Below are 15,623 nucleotides of genomic sequence, written 5' to 3'. Positions count from 1 at the left end.
ACTCAGGCGAAAGTATCGATGATCGTACCGAGCACTTCGTCGGATGCCTTGGCGACTTTCGCGCCCAGCTCTACTTGGAACTTGCCTTGGGCCATCTGCACCATGTCACTGCCCAGGTCCATTTGCTGGCTGCGATCCACGCCACGCAAACGATCAATCTGTGCTTCCGAAGACTGGCTGGTGACCGAACGCTCGATCGTGTTGTTGGCGATCTGGCTGGCAGCTTGATCGACGCGGTTCTGCCCGGTCTGAATGGTGCTCAAACCCGCATAAAAAGCTGTGTTACCGGAGATTTCCATAACGGTTCTCATCCTTGGGAAGGATCAATAGTCGCCATTGAAGCAGAGGCGCCAGAAAAACACCCGTCAAAAACACTAATGGCACAGTGCCTGCCCATAGAGAAAAGCTTAGTCGAGCAAATCCAGTTGCAGATGATCCGCCACCGCCTCGGCACTCAGCGCTTTCAGTTTCGGTACGCGCCCAAGACACGGCGCCGGAATCCGCTCGGCCAATGTCGCGAGGTTTTCCTCCAGCCGCGATGTCTTCGGATCAATGATATTCGCCACCCACCCCGCCAACTGCAGACCATCGCGGGCGATCGCCTCAGCGGTCAGCAAGGCATGGCTGATGCACCCCAACCTCACCCCCACGACCAGAATCACCGGCAGCTTCAACGCAATTGCCAGGTCGGACAAATTATCCTGATCCGCCAGCGGCACCCGCCAGCCACCCGCGCCCTCAATCAAGGTGAAATCGGCATTCATCGCCAGAATCTCGCGCATCGGTGCCAGCAACGATTGCACCGTCAACGCCACACCCGCCTCGCGCGCCGCGAGATGCGGAGCGATTGCAGGCTCAAAGGCAACCGGATTGACCTGTTGATAACTCAGCGGCAACGAACATTCGGCCAGCAACGCCAGCGCATCGGAATTTCGCAACCCCTTCGGCGTCACTTCGCACCCGGAAGCGACCGGCTTGCCCGCCGCCGTACTCAGCCCGGCGGATCGTGCCGCATGCAGCAATCCGGCGGCGACGGTGGTCTTGCCGACATCAGTGTCCGTTCCGGTAATGAAATAGGCTGCGCTCATACGGGTTTCTCCAACACGGCGTAGACCACCTGATAAGTCGCTGGCAATCCCGACGCCTCACGGAACTGCTCGTAAGCTTCGACCAGCCCGAGGATTCGTGCACGCCCGGTCAACCCGCCCGGCCGCCCGGGATTCAGATTGTGCGCACCCAAGGCTTTCAATTCGTGGGTCAGACTGCGCACATCCGGGTAATGCAGCACATGCGCCTGATTCTCCAGACTCAACGTGCGCAAGCCACTGGCTGCACACAACTGCTCATAACGGGCGAACTCGCGGAAGCGGTTGACGTGCACCAGCCCGTCGACCTGCCGCCAGCTATCGCGCAACTCAAACAACGTCCCTACACAAAGACTAGCAAATGCGAAAATCCCGCCCGGTTTCAGTACGCGAAAAGCTTCGCTGAGCACCGCATCGAAATCCGCGCACCACTGCACCGCGAGGCTGGAAAAGATCAGATCGCAGGTCGAATTCTGCAACGGCAGCCGCTCGGCATCGCCAGCAATGAAATACTCAGCGCCACCCAATGGACGCGCGTGATTGAGCATGCCCTCGGCGATGTCCAGCGCCAGCCCGTGGCTCCCGGCCAACCGCGAAGCCAACGCGCGAGTGAAATAACCCGTGCCACAACCCAGATCCAGCCAACGCGCAGGCACGAACTCCTGCGGCAGGCGCTTCAGCAATTGTGTACCGACATCACGTTGCAACTCGGCGACGCTGTCATAACTGGCCGCCGCGCGAGAAAAAGAAGCCGCGACCTGACGCTTGTCAGGCAAGCCGCCAGGCAGCGCAACAAGAGACAAATCAGTCATCACCGCACTCATGTAAAAAAGCCTGGATCGCACCGGCCACTCCGTGGGGGTCCTCCAGAAGAAACGCATGGCTGGCCTGTTCGATCAGGCCAATTTCGATATCCGGCAACAGGCTGAACAAGTCCCCCGCCGCCTCCGCAGGTACCAGCCCGTCGAGGCCGGCAAACAGATGAAACTGCGGCCCACGAAACGCTTGCAACGCTTCGCGAGTGTCCAGTTGTGCGAGCAATTTCAGCCCCGCCATCAACGACGCGGGCGTGGTGTGCGGTGCGCCGCCGAGCATCAGCCGCGACAAGCCGCGCGCGTCATCTGCGCCCTGGGCACACAGCAGCGAGAAACGCTTGAGGATCATGCGCGGATCGGCCTGGCAACCGGCGAGAAACGCGTCGAAAGTCTCGGCGGGCATCGCGTTCGGCCACTGTTCATGGGCGACAAACGCAGGATTGCTCGCCAGCGTCAGCAACCCGCAGCAACGTTCGCCACGGCGCGCCGCCAACTCCGACGCGAGCATGCCTCCCAACGACCAGCCACCGAGCCAGACATCCTCAGGAATGCGTTCATCGAGTTCTTCCAGCCAGTCTTGCAAGTCGCCGGAATCGATCTCCGGCAACGGCTCGATTTCAACCTTCAGATGCTCATCGAGGCCTTGCAATGCGGCGGCCAAAGGCTCCATCGGCGAAACACCGAGGCCCCAGCCAGGCAGCAGAATCAGGCGATCACGCATGGCTTGGCTCCGGCGACAGGTGGGCAAAGCAATCGGCCAGTCCTTCCAACAATAGCTGCACCTGCGCCTCGCTGTGGGCAGCGGTCAGGGTCACCCGCAGTCGTGCGCTGCCAGCGGGCACGGTGGGCGGGCGGATTGCCGTGACCAGCAAGCCGCGCTCGCGGAGCATTTGCGACAGGCGTACGGCGCGCCCGGCATCGCCAATCATGATCGGTTGAATCGGGGTGAAGCTGTCCATGAGTTGCAGTCCGATCTGCTCGGCCCCTTGGCGAAATTGACGGATCAGCAGATCAAGATGCTCGCGCCGCCAATGCTCGGAACGCAGTAATTCCAGACTTTTCAGCGTTGCACACGCCAGTGCCGGCGGTTGGCTGGTGGTGTAGATGTACGGGCGGGCGAACTGGATCAGACTCTCGATCAGTTCCTCGCTTCCGGCAACAAAAGCACCCGCCGTGCCGAACGCCTTGCCGAGGGTGCCGACCAGAACCGGCACATCCTCCTGACTCAAACCGAAATGCTCGACGATCCCTCCACCGTTGGCACCCAACGGGCCGAAACCGTGAGCATCGTCGACCATCAGCCACGCGCCTTTGGCCTTGGCCTCGCGGGCCAACGCCGGCAGATCAGCGAGGTCGCCGTCCATGCTGAACACGCCATCGGTGACCACCAGCGTATTGCCGGAGGCTTTCTCCAGGCGCTTGGCCAGGCTCACCGCGTCGTTGTGCAGATAACGATTGAAACGCGCGCCGGACAGCAGGCCGGCATCCAGCAGCGAGGCGTGATTGAGACGGTCTTCCAGCACCGTATCGCCCTGCCCGACCAGCGCCGTGACGGCGCCGAGATTGGCCATGTAACCGGTGGTGAACAGCAGCGCGCGTGGTCGACCGGTGAGATCGGCCAGTGCTTCTTCAAGCGCGTGATGCGGGCCGCTGTGACCAATCACCAAATGCGACGCACCGCCGCCGACACCCCAGCGTTCGGCGCCGGCGCGCCACGCTTCGATGACTTGCGGATGATTGGCCAGACCGAGGTAATCGTTGTTGCAGAAGGCGAGCAACGGCTGACCATCGACCACCACGTGCGGCCCCTGCGGAGACTCGAGCAGCGGTCGCTGGCGATACAGATTTTCAGCACGACGGGCAGCAAGGCGTGCGGCGAGATCGAAAGACATGCAGGCCTCGACAGTAAAAAACAACTCTGTAGGAGCTGCCGCAGGCTGCGATCTTTTGATCTTGTTTTTTAACAGACAAGATCAAAAGATCGCAGCCTTCGGCAGCTCCTACATGGGATGCATGGGGCGGTTAGACGGCGGCGTTGTAGAACTGCTCGCTGCTTTTCTGCTCGACCAGCGCCTGCTCGATCGCGGCTTGATGAACTTCGTCGGAATGCTCTTCACGCGCTTCCGGCTGAATGCCCAGACGTGCAAACAGTTGCATGTCCTTGTCGGCCTGCGGGTTGGCGGTGGTCAGCAGTTTGTCGCCGTAGAAAATCGAGTTGGCACCGGCGAAGAAAGCCAGGGCCTGCATCTGCTCGTTCATCGCTTCGCGGCCAGCGGACAGGCGCACGTGGGATTGCGGCATGAGGATGCGCGCCACGGCGAGCATGCGAATGAAGTCGAACGGGTCGATGTCTTCGGCGTTTTCCAGCGGCGTGCCGGCGACTTTCACCAGCATGTTGATCGGCACCGACTCCGGGTGTTCCGGCAGGTTGGCCAACTGGATCAGCAGATTGGCGCGGTCATCCAGCGACTCGCCCATGCCGAGAATACCGCCGGAGCAGATCTTCATCCCCGATTCACGCACGTAGGCCAGCGTTTGCAGACGCTCGCTGTAAGTACGGGTGGTGATGATGCTGCCGTAGAACTCAGGCGAAGTGTCGAGGTTGTGGTTGTAGTAATCGAGGCCAGCCTTGGCCAGTGCTTCGGTCTGATCCTGATCGAGACGGCCCAAGGTCATGCAGGTTTCCAGCCCCATGGCTTTCACGCCTTCGACCATCTTCAGCACGTACGGCATGTCTTTCGCCGACGGATGTTTCCACGCCGCACCCATGCAGAACCGCGTCGAGCCGATCGCCTTGGCACGTGCCGCCTCTTCGAGGACTTTCTGCACTTCCATCAGCTTTTCTTTTTCAAGGCCAGTGTTGTAGTGACCGGACTGCGGGCAGTACTTGCAGTCTTCCGGACAGGCGCCGGTCTTGATCGACAGCAGCGTCGAAACCTGCACGCGGTTGGCGTTGAAATGTGCGCGGTGCACCGTTTGCGCCTGGAACAGCAAGTCGTTGAAAGGCTGTACGAAGAGTGCTCTGACTTCGGCCACAGACCAGTCGTGACGCAGGGTGGCGGTGGTGCTCGCGCTCATGGGTAATTCCTTGGTTATGCTTGGCTCGCGACTGCGGAAATGGAATACCCACAGGCGCTACACGGATGTTCCGCATATTTAAGGAAGAGACATGCGCTGTCAACCACCATGCAAAGAGTCGGTTTACATCTGTTTAAAAAACGTACAGACCTGTTTGTTGTGCGATGAGCCCGCAGACGCAGAATTGCCAATCTGCGTCGCCTGCGAAACCGATCTGCCGTGGCTTGGCGAGCATTGCGTCACCTGCGCTTTGCCGCAGACCGCAGCGGGACGCACGTGTAGCGAGTGCCTGCTAGAGCCGCCGGCGTTCGAACAGGTGGTCGTGCCGTGGCTGTATGGCTTCCCGCTCGACAGTTTGATTACACGGTTTAAACACAACGCGAAATGGCCGTTTGGCCACCTGCTCGCCGACGTTCTCGGGCAATACCTGCAACATCGCTTCGAAGAGGGTTTGCCAAGGCCTGATGCGTTGTTGCCGGTGCCACTGGCGAAACAACGCTTGCGTCAGCGCGGTTTCAATCAAGCGGCGCTGTTGGCGCGTTGGCTGGGCAAGTCGCTGGATTTACCTTGCGAGGAAGATGTTCTAGACAGGGTTCATAACACCAGCGCGCAGCAGGATCTCGACGCCAAGGCGCGTAAACGCAATCTGCTGCAAGCCTTCAGCCTCAATCCCGATGCACAGGTGAAGGGCCGACATCTGGCGTTGATCGATGATGTGCTGACGACCGGCGCCACCGCCCAAGCGTTGGCCCGATTGTTAATGAAAGCTGGCGCAGCAAGAGTTGACGTCTATTGCCTCGCCCGCACGCCAAAACCCGGAACCTGAAGCCTACATAACCCCTGTAGGCGCTGCGGCACGCTGCGATCTTTGGATCTCTGGAAACAAGATCAAAAGATCGCAGCGTGCCGCAGCTCCTACAGGGGATTGGGTTTGACTTGACTCTCGCGTCGCGAGCGGCCAACTTCACTCCCCACCGCCACAGCTAAAAAGCACCCCATTCATGCCCATGCCTTCCCTGTTGTCCCAGCACATCGTCCGCCGTCCGCAGCGCATCGCCCTGCTGCAACACATCGCCGAACAGGGTTCGATCACCCGCGCGGCAAAAAGCGCAGGCCTGAGTTACAAAGCGGCGTGGGATGCGATCGATGAGCTGAACAATCTCGCGCAGAAACCGCTGGTCGAACGCGCCGTCGGCGGCAAGGGCGGCGGCGGCGCAAAACTGTCCAGCGAAGGCGAACGGGTGTTGCGCCTGTATCAAAAGCTGCAAGCCTTGCAGGCGCAGGTGCTGGAAGCGGCGGAAGACGCTAGCGATCTTGACCTGCTTGGTCGGCTGATGCTCCGAACCAGCGCGCGCAATCAGTTGCACGGCAAGGTCGTGGCGATTGACAGTCAGGGCCGCAATGACCTGATCCGCCTCGAACTGGCTGAAGGCCTGCACCTCGACGCGCAGATCACCCACGACAGCACCGTGCACCTGGAACTGCAGTCCGGCACCGAAGTGGTGGCGTTGATCAAGGCTGGCTGGCTCGAACTGCTGACCGTCGAGCAACCTGCAACGTCTGGTCACAATCTTCTGAAGGGCACCATCGAAGCCATTCTCGATGCCGAGGACGGCCCCAGCGAAGTGCGCATTACCCTGCCCAACGGCCATACCCTCTGCGCCCTGGCCGAGCCGCTGGACTTGCGCACCCGTGGTCTGACCGTTGAACAACCGGTGCAGGTGCAGTTTTCAGCGTCCAACGTGCTGATCGGTACTCCGCTGTAGTCGGGCGCTGCAACGAAAGCGTCATCGACGCTCATTAAGGTAGCTGCCAAAACCAAGCAGGGAGCCTGATGTGAGCCTATTAGAAGAAAACCAATCGACTGACCTGGAAAAAATGGTCGGCCTCAGCCGTCGCGGTTTCATCGGCGCCGGTGCGCTGTGCGGCGCAGCGATGTTCCTCGGTGGCAGCCTGTTGAGCCGTAGCGCGCTGGCCACCGGCATCAGTGCCGGTAACAGCCGTTTGCTCGGTTTCGAAAGCATTCCGGCGGCGACCACCGACGTGATCAGCCTGCCCAAAGGCTACAAATCCTCGGTGCTGATCAGCTGGGGCCATCCGTTGCACAAAAACGGCCCGGCCTTCGACCCGAGCGGCAACGGCACCGCCGCTGCACAGGAAGTGCAGTTCGGCGACAACAATGACGGCATGAGCCTGTTCGCTTTCCCCGACGACCGCAACCGCGCGTTGATGGCGATCAACAACGAATACACCAACTACCGCTATCTCTACCCGCACGGTGGCATGCCGAAATCGGCCGAGGACGTACGCAAGGCGCTGGCCTGCGAAGGCGTTTCGGTGATCGAGGTGCAGCGCAAGAACGGCCAGTGGCAGTTCGTTCAAGGCTCGCGTTACAACCGCCGAATCCACGGCAACTCACCGCTGCGCATCGGCGGCCCCGCTGCCGGTCACGCCTTGATGAAAACCGCCGCCGACAAACACGGCAAACAAGTCCTCGGCACCTTCCAGAACTGCGCCAACGGTAAAACCCCGTGGGGTACTTACCTGACCTGCGAAGAAAACTTCACCGACTGCTTCGGCAGCAGCAACGCCCAGCAACAGTTCGATCCGGCGCAGAAGCGCTACGGTGTGTCGGCCGCCAGCCGCGAGATCAACTGGCATCCGTATGACCCGCGCTTCGACATGGCGAAGAACCCCAACGAACTCAACCGTCACGGTTGGGTGGTCGAGATCGATCCGTTCGATCCGCAATCGACCCCGGTCAAGCGTACGGCGCTGGGTCGTTTCAAACATGAAAACGCCGCACTCGCCGAGACCGACGACGGCCGCGCTGTGGTGTACATGGGCGACGACGAGCGTGGCGAGTTCATCTACAAATTCGTCAGCCGTGACCGCATCAACCATCGCAACGCCAAGGCCAACCGCGACATCCTCGATCACGGCACCCTGTACGTGGCCAAGTTCGACAACGGCGACAGCAACCCCGACCATCCGAAAGGCCAGGGCCAGTGGATCGAACTGACCCACGGCAAAAACGGTATCGACGCCAGCAGCGGTTTCGCCGATCAGGCTGAAGTGCTGATCCACGCGCGCCTCGCCGCCAGTGTTGTTGGTGCCACGCGCATGGACCGCCCGGAATGGATCGTCGTCAGCCCCAAGGATGGCCAGGTTTATTGCACCCTGACCAACAACGCCAAGCGCGGCGAAGACGGGCAACCGGTGGGCGGACCGAACCCTCGTGAAAAGAACGTTTACGGGCAGATCCTGCGCTGGCGCACTGATCGCGACGATCACGCGGCGAAGACGTTTGCCTGGGATCTGTTTGTGGTCGCCGGCAACCCGGGCGTGCACGCCGGGACGCCGAAGGGCGGCTCGAAAAACATCACCGCGCAGAACATGTTCAACAGCCCCGATGGTTTGGGCTTCGACAAGGCCGGGCGCTTGTGGATTCTCACTGATGGCGACTCCAGCAACGCCGGCGACTTTGCCGGGATGGGCAATAACCAGATGCTCTGCGCCGATCCGAAGACCGGTGAAATTCGCCGCTTCATGGTCGGGCCGATTGGTTGTGAAGTTACCGGGATCAGCTTCTCGCCGGATCAGAAGACCCTGTTTGTCGGGATTCAGCATCCGGGGGAGAACGGCGGTTCGACGTTCCCTGAGCATTTGCCGAATGGCAAACCGCGCTCGTCAGTGATGGCGATTACCCGTGAGGATGGCGGAATAGTCGGCGCCTGATAAACCGCCTTCGCGAGCAGGCTCGCTCCCACAGGGTCTTCAGTGTGCCAACTATCTCAGGCACACAGACAATCCAATGTGGGAGCGGGCTTGCTCGCGAAGAGGCCCTCCCAGACACCAACCACCTCCCCCGCTGCCATCTGCGCTACCATGCTGGGCCGGACGCGGCAGCCTGCTGCGCGCAGGAGTCAGCATGGCCCACCCGTTTGAAACCCTCACACCCGACCTCGTCCTCGATGCCGTTGAAAGCATCGGCTTCCTCAGTGATGCGCGCATTCTGGCGCTCAACAGCTATGAAAACCGCGTTTATCAGGTCGGCATCGAAGACTCCGAGCCGCTGATCGCCAAGTTCTACCGCCCGCAGCGCTGGACCAACGAAGCCATCCTCGAAGAACACAAGTTCACCTTCGAGTTGGCCGACGTCGAAATCCCGGTGGTGGCGCCGCTGATCCACAACGGCGAAACCCTGCACGAGCATGCCGGTTTCCGCTTCACTCTGTTCCCGCGTCGCGGCGGTCGGGCGCCGGAGCCGGGCAATCTTGATCAGTTGTATCGCCTGGGCCAGTTGCTCGGGCGGATTCACGCGGTCGGCGCAACCAAGCCGTTTGAACACCGTGAAGCCCTCGCCGTGCAGAACTTCGGCCACGCCTCGCTGAACACTTTGCTCGAAGGCAATTTCATTCCGAAAAGCCTGCTGCCGGCCTACGAGTCGGTCGCCCGCGACCTGCTCAAGCGTGTGGAAGATGCCTACGCCAACACGCCGCACCAGAACATCCGCATGCACGGCGACTGCCACCCCGGCAACATGATGTGCCGCGACGAGATGTTCCACATCGTCGACCTCGACGATTGCCGCATGGGCCCGGCCGTGCAGGACATATGGATGATGCTGGCCGGCGACCGTCAGGAATGCCTCGGGCAACTGTCTGAGTTGATGGACGGCTACAACGAATTCCACGATTTCGACCCGCGCGAACTGGCGCTGATCGAACCGTTGCGCGCGCTGCGCCTGATGCATTACAGCGCTTGGCTGGCACGGCGTTGGGATGACCCGGCGTTTCCGCACAGTTTTCCGTGGTTCGGTACTGAACGTTACTGGGGCGATCAGGTGTTGGCGTTGCGCGAGCAACTGTCCGCACTGAATGAAGAGCCACTGAAACTCTTCTGACCCGCCTTCATCCTCTGTAGGAGTGAGCCTGCTCGCGATAGCGTTTTATCCAGTCAACGAAAATGTTGAATGTCAGAGCGCTATCGCGAGCAGGCTCACTCCTACATTTGTTCGGTGTTCACAATTTCCCGACCATTGCGCTACGACATTCGTAGACAAATCTCCTTACAATCCCCCCTTTGTCAGCTGCCTGAGCAAGGATTCTGCATGCAAGCCGCCAACCCGCGTCGCGGGTACATTCTGGGCCTGAGTGCCTACATCATCTGGGGCCTGTTCCCGATCTATTTCAAAGCCATTGCCGAGGTTCCGGCGGTCGAGATCATCATCCACCGGGTGTTGTGGTCGGCGTTGTTCGGCGCGCTGTTGCTGATGGTGTGGAAGCACCCGGGCTGGTTGCGCGAACTGCTCGACAACCCGAAACGCCTGGCGATCCTCGCGTTGAGCGGTACGTTGATCGCCGCCAACTGGCTGACTTACGTATGGTCGGTGAACAACGGGCGCATGCTCGAAGCCAGCCTCGGTTACTACATCAACCCGCTGGTCAACGTGCTCTTGGGGATGTTGCTTCTTGGCGAGCGTCTGCGGCGGATGCAGTGGGTCGCAGTCGCCTTGGCGGCGGTGGGCGTGGCGCAGCAGGTGTGGCAGGTCGGCAGCTTGCCGTGGGTGTCGCTGGTGCTGGCGTTGACCTTCGGCTTCTACGGCCTGATCCGCAAGCAGGCGCCGGTCAAGGCGTTGCCGGGGCTGGTGGTGGAAACCTGGATGCTGGTGCCGATTGCCATTGCCTGGCTGCTCTTCAACCAGACCGCGACCAGCGCACAACCCGAGTTCTGGACCACGTCGCAAGCGTGGTGGCTGGTGGCCGCCGGGCCGGTCACCTTGGTCCCGTTGGTGTGCTTCAACGCCGCCACGCGACACTTGCCTTACACCACGATCGGCTTCCTGCAATACCTCGCACCGACACTGGTGCTGTTGCAAGCGGTGCTGCTGTTCGGTGAACACTTGTCGTCCAGCACACTGATCGCATTCATCTTCATCTGGGCCGGTCTGGCCGTTTACAGCGTCGACGCCGTAATCAGTTTGCGTCGCCGCGCCTGATCAAAAAACGTACAAACCCCCGCAGGCCACGGTTCTCGTGGCCTGCCACGTTCCTTCCCAAGGTTATCCACAGCGTGATCCCCGCCGTTTGTGTGCAAGTCACTGAATGCTGGCGGTTTTTTGATCAATTAGCGCAAAGCCGCAGTCTGTATGGCGCTGCGGCTGGTCTCTACAGGTTATCCACAGGCAGGTGCACGTTAAAACTGGATAACCCGGACGGTGTTCAAAGGTCTGTGCGTAACACCAACTCGACCATCAGATCATCGGCCAGGGTTTCCAGGCGTGACTGCAAGACGTCGAGCGACAAGGTTAGCGGCACCGCGAGAATCGCCTCGGCGTGAAACAGCGGTTCGCTGCTCATCGGTGCCGGACGCACCTCAGTCACCAGCCGTTCGAGGTTGACGCCCTGCTCGCTCAACAGCCGCGTGATGTCGCGCACAATCCCCGGCCGGTCGTTGCCTACCAGCTCCATGGCGATCGGTTTCCAGGTACAGGACTGTTCGATACCGCTTTCGGCAATCAGCACGCGAATGCCATGTGTCGACAAGGCTTGTAGGGAATCGACTAATTCGTCGTAAGCCTCCGCCGGCACGCCCACCCGGAGAATCCCGGCGAACTGCCCGGCCATCCGCGACATCCGGCTTTCCAGCCAGTTTCCACCATGGTCGGCGATGCATTGGGCAATGCGCTCGACCTGCCCGGGCTTGTCCGGGGCGAACACGGTGAGTACGAGATGGTCCATGGCGCCGCCCTCTTGTCATGACTTTTGTTATAGAAGGGCAAGTATAGGCAAGCACGTCAATTCAGCCCGACCCGACCTGCCTTGCTGAAAAACTGTGCCTGGGTTTGGGTTTGGGTTTGGGTTTGGGTTTGGGTTTGGGTATCAATTTGTGGCGAGGGGATTTATCCCCGTCCGGCTGCGCAGCAGTCGTAAATCCTGCCAATTCGGTTTATCTGCCAGAAACGCTGGGGGCGGCTTCGCCACCCAACGGGGATAAATCCCCTCGCCACAAATCCACTCGCCATCAAGGTGCGCACCACAAAAACTGCGCCATAGCAGCCAAATAGTATTTATGTGTACAACTTTTGATATTTAGCTGGAACAATCCAATGGTTTTTTGAGAACATCCCGTTCCGCGATGTGACCGCAATGCGACATGAGGTCGCAGAACGACGTAATTAGTCTGATTTTCACAAGCGCAACTCATCATGTAGTATGCCGCAGCGCGCACTACATAACGCTGAACCGATGTCTGCCCAAGGCACGTTCGCAACCCTGAAAGCCCCGTCAGCAAGGCCCCAAGCCTTTGATTGGTCCCAGCCCAGCCGCCAGCAATGGCATGTACTGGTCGGCAGGTTTGTGGTTTAAATGGCCAGAGGCTTCATTGTCAAATTGAAGAGCTGAAAAGCGAAATAGCTGAGCAGAGTGAGGCAAGCAATGACTGAACACGTTCAAGTCGGTGGCCTGCAGGTCGCCAAAGTCCTGTTCGACTTCGTGAACAACGAAGCCATTCCCGGTACCGGCCTCACCGCCGACAAATTCTGGGAAGGTGCCGACAAGGTCATTCATGACCTGGCGCCGAAGAACAAAGCCCTACTCGCCAAACGCGATGACTTCCAGGCACGCATTGACGCCTGGCATCAGGAACGCAACGGTCAGGCGCACGACGCCGTAGCCTACAAAGCGTTCCTGCAAGAAATCGGTTATCTGCTGCCAGAAGCGGCTGATTTCCAGGCAACGACACAAAACGTCGATGATGAAATCGCCCGTACCGCCGGCCCGCAACTCGTTGTGCCGGTGATGAACGCCCGCTTCGCTCTCAATGCCTCGAATGCCCGTTGGGGTTCGCTGTATGACGCCCTCTACGGCACCGACGCGATCAGCGAAGACGGTGGCGCGGAAAAAGGCAAAGGCTACAACAAGGTGCGTGGCGACAAAGTCATTGCCTTCGCCCGTGCCTTCCTCGACGAAGCCGCGCCATTGGCCGCTGGCTCCCACGTTGATTCGACCGGCTACAAAATCGCTGACGGCAAACTGCTGGTCACCCTCAAGGATGGCAGCAACGCTGGCCTGCGCGACAATGCGCAACTGATCGGTTTCCAGGGCGACGCCAACGCGCCAATCGCGATCCTGCTGAAACACAACGGTCTGCATTTCGAAATCCAGGTCGACGCCACCACCCCGGTCGGCCAGACCGATGCGGCCGGCGTCAAAGACATCCTGATGGAAGCGGCCCTGACCACCATCATGGACTGCGAAGACTCCGTGGCGGCCGTCGATGCCGACGACAAAGTGGTGATCTACCGAAACTGGCTCGGCCTGATGAAGGGCGATCTGTCGGAATCCGTGTCCAAGGGCGGCCAGACCTTCACTCGCACCATGAATCCGGATCGTACCTACGCCGCGCCGAATGGCGGTGAAGTGACGCTGCACGGTCGTTCGCTGTTGTTCGTGCGTAACGTTGGCCATCTGATGACCATCGACGCGATTCTCGACAAAGACGGTAACGAAGTGCCGGAAGGCATCCTCGACGGTCTGGTCACTTGCCTCGCGGCGATGCACAACCTCAACGGCAACACCTCGCGTCGCAACACCCGCACCGGTTCGGTCTACATCGTTAAACCGAAGATGCACGGCCCGGAAGAAGCAGCGTTCACCAACGAGCTGTTCGGTCGCATCGAAGACGTGCTGGGCCTTGCGCGCAACACGCTGAAAGTCGGGATCATGGACGAGGAACGCCGTACCACGGTCAACCTCAAGGCCTGCATCAAGGCAGCCAGCGAGCGCGTGGTGTTCATCAACACCGGTTTCCTCGACCGCACTGGCGATGAAATCCACACCTCCATGGAAGCCGGCCCGGTAGTACGCAAGGCCGACATGAAGGCAGAGAAGTGGATCGGCGCCTACGAAAACTGGAACGTTGATATCGGTCTGAGCACCGGCCTGCAAGGTCGCGCACAAATCGGCAAAGGCATGTGGGCGATGCCGGACCTGATGGCGGCGATGCTCGAGCAGAAAATTGCGCATCCACTGGCCGGCGCCAACACCGCCTGGGTTCCATCGCCGACCGCTGCTGCACTGCACGCGCTGCACTACCACAAGGTCGACGTGTTCGCCCGTCAGGCCGAACTGGCCAAACGTGCTCGCGCTTCGGTGGACGACATCCTGACCATCCCGCTGGCGGTCAACCCGAACTGGACCCCGGAGCAGATCAAGAACGAACTGGACAACAACGCCCAGGGCATTCTCGGTTATGTAGTGCGCTGGATCGACCAAGGCGTTGGTTGCTCCAAAGTGCCGGACATCAATGACGTCGGCCTGATGGAAGACCGTGCCACGCTGCGTATTTCCAGCCAGCACATCGCCAACTGGCTGCGCCACGGCGTGGTCACCGAAGCGCAAGTGATGGAAAGCCTCAAGCGCATGGCGCCGGTGGTTGACCGTCAGAACGCCAACGATCCGCTGTACCGTCCGCTGGCCCCCAACTTCGACAGCAACATCGCCTTCCAGGCGGCGGTCGAACTGGTGGTCGAAGGCACCAAGCAGCCGAACGGCTACACCGAGCCGGTCCTGCACCGTCGTCGTCGCGAGTTCAAGGCAGCCAACGGCCTGTAAATTTGCGTAGATGCCGGATATGAAAAAGCCCTGATCGAGAGATCAGGGCTTTTTTGTTTATGCTGCGGGGCTGGGTTTTCTGGTCGGCTTAAGATCCATCCCCCTCACCCCAGCCCTCTCCCCCATGGGGTAGAGGGGAAAGGGAGCAGATCTATATGCTTTTCAAAATCTGAGCTCGGCTCAGGAATTGCCACGGGTAGAGGGGAAAGGGAGCAGATCTGTATGCTTTTCAAAATCTGAGCTCGACTCAGGAATTGCCAAGGGTAGAGGGGCAAGGGAGCTGATCTTGGTGCTTTTCAAAACCTGAGTTCGACTGGGAATCTCAAGTCGGTGTACCTCGAACATCCACCGCGGTCAGTCCCCTCTCCCTCCGGGCGGTCCGACGTTTCGGGAGGGCTAGGGTGAGGGGCTTCTACAGCTCAATCCCCAATTCATGTTTCACCAACGCCAATAACTTCACCGTATCAATCGGCTTGAGCAGAAAATCCACCACGCTCAAATGCATCGCCGCGATTGCGTCCTTCACATCGGCGTCGCCCGAGACAATGATGATCGGCATCGCCGCCCTCACCGACTCGCGCACCTGGCGAATCAGATCCAGGCCATCGACATTGCCCATGCGCAGATCGGTGATCACCAAGCCGATCAAAGGTTTCTCGGCGAGCATCTTCAGTGCCGTTTCGCCACTGGCCGCGGTCATGCAACGAATGCCGTCCAACGCGAGAATCTCCGATAGCAGTTCCCGCGCATCCTTGTCGTCATCGACGATCAGGACACGTTGCGGCGGCAGATCGGGTTCGAGCATCACTGCGCTGAGCGCTTCACGCTCGGCATCGCTCAAAATATCGTGGTCGGACATAGCGTTCTCTAAGTGTGCAAATCAATCACCTGGCATGTGGTCAGACATCGCTGGGCAGAGCTTCAATGTGCACTTCGTCGGATTTTTTTCCAAGGGGGTAACTGCGGGAATTTCCGACTGTTTGCGTAGGGCATCTCCGAAACTGCGCCAATGGTGGCAAAACCTAGAC

The 15,623-nt window shown here is 59.9% G+C and carries 14 protein-coding genes; 6 read left to right on the top strand and 8 right to left on the bottom strand.

Going from position 1 to position 15,623, the window contains the following annotated elements; all coding sequences use genetic code 11:
- Positions 1 to 2: 2 nt before the first annotated feature.
- The 6 genes from QOL84_RS22185 to bioB all read right to left on the bottom strand — a co-directional run bounded on the left by QOL84_RS22185 (position 3) and on the right by bioB (position 4,978).
- The gene (locus tag QOL84_RS22185; RefSeq protein WP_129395789.1) at positions 3 to 299 is read right to left on the bottom strand and encodes a pyrroloquinoline quinone biosynthesis protein PqqE; all 297 of its coding nucleotides are present in this window, start codon (positions 297 to 299) and stop codon (positions 3 to 5) included.
- Between the two features lie 108 nt (positions 300 to 407).
- Positions 408 to 1,088, bottom strand: a complete 681-nt coding sequence (gene bioD / locus QOL84_RS22180; protein ID WP_038363263.1) for a dethiobiotin synthase — start codon at positions 1,086 to 1,088, stop codon at positions 408 to 410.
- On the bottom strand, positions 1,085 to 1,897 hold the full coding sequence (bioC, locus tag QOL84_RS22175) for a malonyl-ACP O-methyltransferase BioC (protein WP_283438557.1): 813 nt from the start codon (positions 1,895 to 1,897) through the stop codon (positions 1,085 to 1,087). Before bioC ends, bioD begins: the two co-directional genes overlap by 4 nt.
- The gene (locus tag QOL84_RS22170; protein WP_283438556.1) at positions 1,890 to 2,621 is read right to left on the bottom strand and encodes an alpha/beta fold hydrolase; all 732 of its coding nucleotides are present in this window, start codon (positions 2,619 to 2,621) and stop codon (positions 1,890 to 1,892) included. Before QOL84_RS22170 ends, bioC begins: the two co-directional genes overlap by 8 nt.
- Complete coding sequence (gene bioF / locus QOL84_RS22165; protein WP_283438555.1) at positions 2,614 to 3,792, bottom strand: 8-amino-7-oxononanoate synthase; 1,179 nt, start codon at positions 3,790 to 3,792, stop codon at positions 2,614 to 2,616. The genes QOL84_RS22170 and bioF overlap by 8 nt, the downstream gene beginning before the upstream one ends.
- A gap of 130 nt (positions 3,793 to 3,922) precedes the next feature.
- The gene (gene bioB / locus QOL84_RS22160; RefSeq protein WP_283438554.1) at positions 3,923 to 4,978 is read right to left on the bottom strand and encodes a biotin synthase BioB; all 1,056 of its coding nucleotides are present in this window, start codon (positions 4,976 to 4,978) and stop codon (positions 3,923 to 3,925) included.
- Positions 4,979 to 5,069: 91 nt separating this feature from the next.
- On the opposite strand from bioB, the gene QOL84_RS22155 reads away from it, so the two are divergent.
- The 5 genes from QOL84_RS22155 (at position 5,070) to rarD (ending at position 10,979) form a co-directional block, all read left to right on the top strand.
- Positions 5,070 to 5,804, top strand: coding sequence for a ComFC family protein (locus QOL84_RS22155; RefSeq protein WP_283438553.1), 735 nt, complete (start codon positions 5,070 to 5,072; stop codon positions 5,802 to 5,804).
- Positions 5,805 to 5,979: 175 nt separating this feature from the next.
- Complete coding sequence (locus QOL84_RS22150) at positions 5,980 to 6,744, top strand: TOBE domain-containing protein (RefSeq protein WP_283438552.1); 765 nt, start codon at positions 5,980 to 5,982, stop codon at positions 6,742 to 6,744.
- A gap of 70 nt (positions 6,745 to 6,814) precedes the next feature.
- Complete coding sequence (locus QOL84_RS22145) at positions 6,815 to 8,716, top strand: PhoX family protein (protein ID WP_283438551.1); 1,902 nt, start codon at positions 6,815 to 6,817, stop codon at positions 8,714 to 8,716.
- 193 nt (positions 8,717 to 8,909) lie between these two features.
- Positions 8,910 to 9,884 carry a serine/threonine protein kinase gene (locus tag QOL84_RS22140; RefSeq protein ID WP_016983182.1) on the top strand — a complete coding sequence of 325 codons (975 nt, stop codon included), beginning with the start codon at positions 8,910 to 8,912 and terminating at the stop codon, positions 9,882 to 9,884.
- Positions 9,885 to 10,091: 207 nt separating this feature from the next.
- Positions 10,092 to 10,979 carry an EamA family transporter RarD gene (rarD, locus tag QOL84_RS22135; RefSeq protein ID WP_129395798.1) on the top strand — a complete coding sequence of 296 codons (888 nt, stop codon included), beginning with the start codon at positions 10,092 to 10,094 and terminating at the stop codon, positions 10,977 to 10,979.
- Positions 10,980 to 11,202: 223 nt separating this feature from the next.
- Here rarD and QOL84_RS22130 read toward each other — a convergent pair whose 3' ends face one another.
- On the bottom strand, positions 11,203 to 11,721 hold the full coding sequence (locus QOL84_RS22130) for a glycine cleavage system transcriptional repressor (RefSeq protein ID WP_129395799.1): 519 nt from the start codon (positions 11,719 to 11,721) through the stop codon (positions 11,203 to 11,205).
- A 696-nt stretch (positions 11,722 to 12,417) separates the two neighbouring features.
- Here QOL84_RS22130 and QOL84_RS22125 point away from each other — a divergent pair.
- Complete coding sequence (locus QOL84_RS22125) at positions 12,418 to 14,595, top strand: malate synthase G (RefSeq protein WP_283438550.1); 2,178 nt, start codon at positions 12,418 to 12,420, stop codon at positions 14,593 to 14,595.
- A gap of 412 nt (positions 14,596 to 15,007) precedes the next feature.
- On the opposite strand, the gene QOL84_RS22120 is transcribed toward QOL84_RS22125, so the two are convergent.
- Positions 15,008 to 15,454 (bottom strand): response regulator, encoded by a 447-nt coding sequence (locus QOL84_RS22120; RefSeq protein ID WP_283438549.1) that lies wholly within the window; start codon positions 15,452 to 15,454, stop codon positions 15,008 to 15,010.
- Between the last annotated feature and the right edge of the window lie 169 nt (positions 15,455 to 15,623).

This window comes from Pseudomonas helmanticensis, from assembly GCF_900182985.1.
Classification (GTDB): domain Bacteria; phylum Pseudomonadota; class Gammaproteobacteria; order Pseudomonadales; family Pseudomonadaceae; genus Aquipseudomonas; species Aquipseudomonas helmanticensis.
Note: the sequence above shows the minus strand (reverse complement) of the source record. Positions and strands in the feature narration are given on the sequence as shown.

What these genes read in the sequence shown, in the direction of transcription:
- QOL84_RS22185 (WP_129395789.1), bottom strand. Translation starts at nt 299, where the DNA reads ATGGAAATCTCCGGTAACACAGCTTTTTATGCGGGTTTGAGCACCATT.
- bioD (WP_038363263.1), bottom strand. Translation starts at nt 1,088, where the DNA reads ATGAGCGCAGCCTATTTCATTACCGGAACGGACACTGATGTCGGCAAG.
- bioC (WP_283438557.1), bottom strand. Translation starts at nt 1,897, where the DNA reads ATGACTGATTTGTCTCTTGTTGCGCTGCCTGGCGGCTTGCCTGACAAG.
- QOL84_RS22170 (WP_283438556.1), bottom strand. Translation starts at nt 2,621, where the DNA reads ATGCGTGATCGCCTGATTCTGCTGCCTGGCTGGGGCCTCGGTGTTTCG.
- bioF (WP_283438555.1), bottom strand. Translation starts at nt 3,792, where the DNA reads ATGTCTTTCGATCTCGCCGCACGCCTTGCTGCCCGTCGTGCTGAAAAT.
- bioB (WP_283438554.1), bottom strand. Translation starts at nt 4,978, where the DNA reads ATGAGCGCGAGCACCACCGCCACCCTGCGTCACGACTGGTCTGTGGCC.
- QOL84_RS22155 (WP_283438553.1), top strand. Translation starts at nt 5,070, where the DNA reads ATGCGCTGTCAACCACCATGCAAAGAGTCGGTTTACATCTGTTTAAAA.
- QOL84_RS22150 (WP_283438552.1), top strand. Translation starts at nt 5,980, where the DNA reads ATGCCCATGCCTTCCCTGTTGTCCCAGCACATCGTCCGCCGTCCGCAG.
- QOL84_RS22140 (WP_016983182.1), top strand. Translation starts at nt 8,910, where the DNA reads ATGGCCCACCCGTTTGAAACCCTCACACCCGACCTCGTCCTCGATGCC.
- rarD (WP_129395798.1), top strand. Translation starts at nt 10,092, where the DNA reads ATGCAAGCCGCCAACCCGCGTCGCGGGTACATTCTGGGCCTGAGTGCC.
- QOL84_RS22130 (WP_129395799.1), bottom strand. Translation starts at nt 11,721, where the DNA reads ATGGACCATCTCGTACTCACCGTGTTCGCCCCGGACAAGCCCGGGCAG.
- QOL84_RS22125 (WP_283438550.1), top strand. Translation starts at nt 12,418, where the DNA reads ATGACTGAACACGTTCAAGTCGGTGGCCTGCAGGTCGCCAAAGTCCTG.
- QOL84_RS22120 (WP_283438549.1), bottom strand. Translation starts at nt 15,454, where the DNA reads ATGTCCGACCACGATATTTTGAGCGATGCCGAGCGTGAAGCGCTCAGC.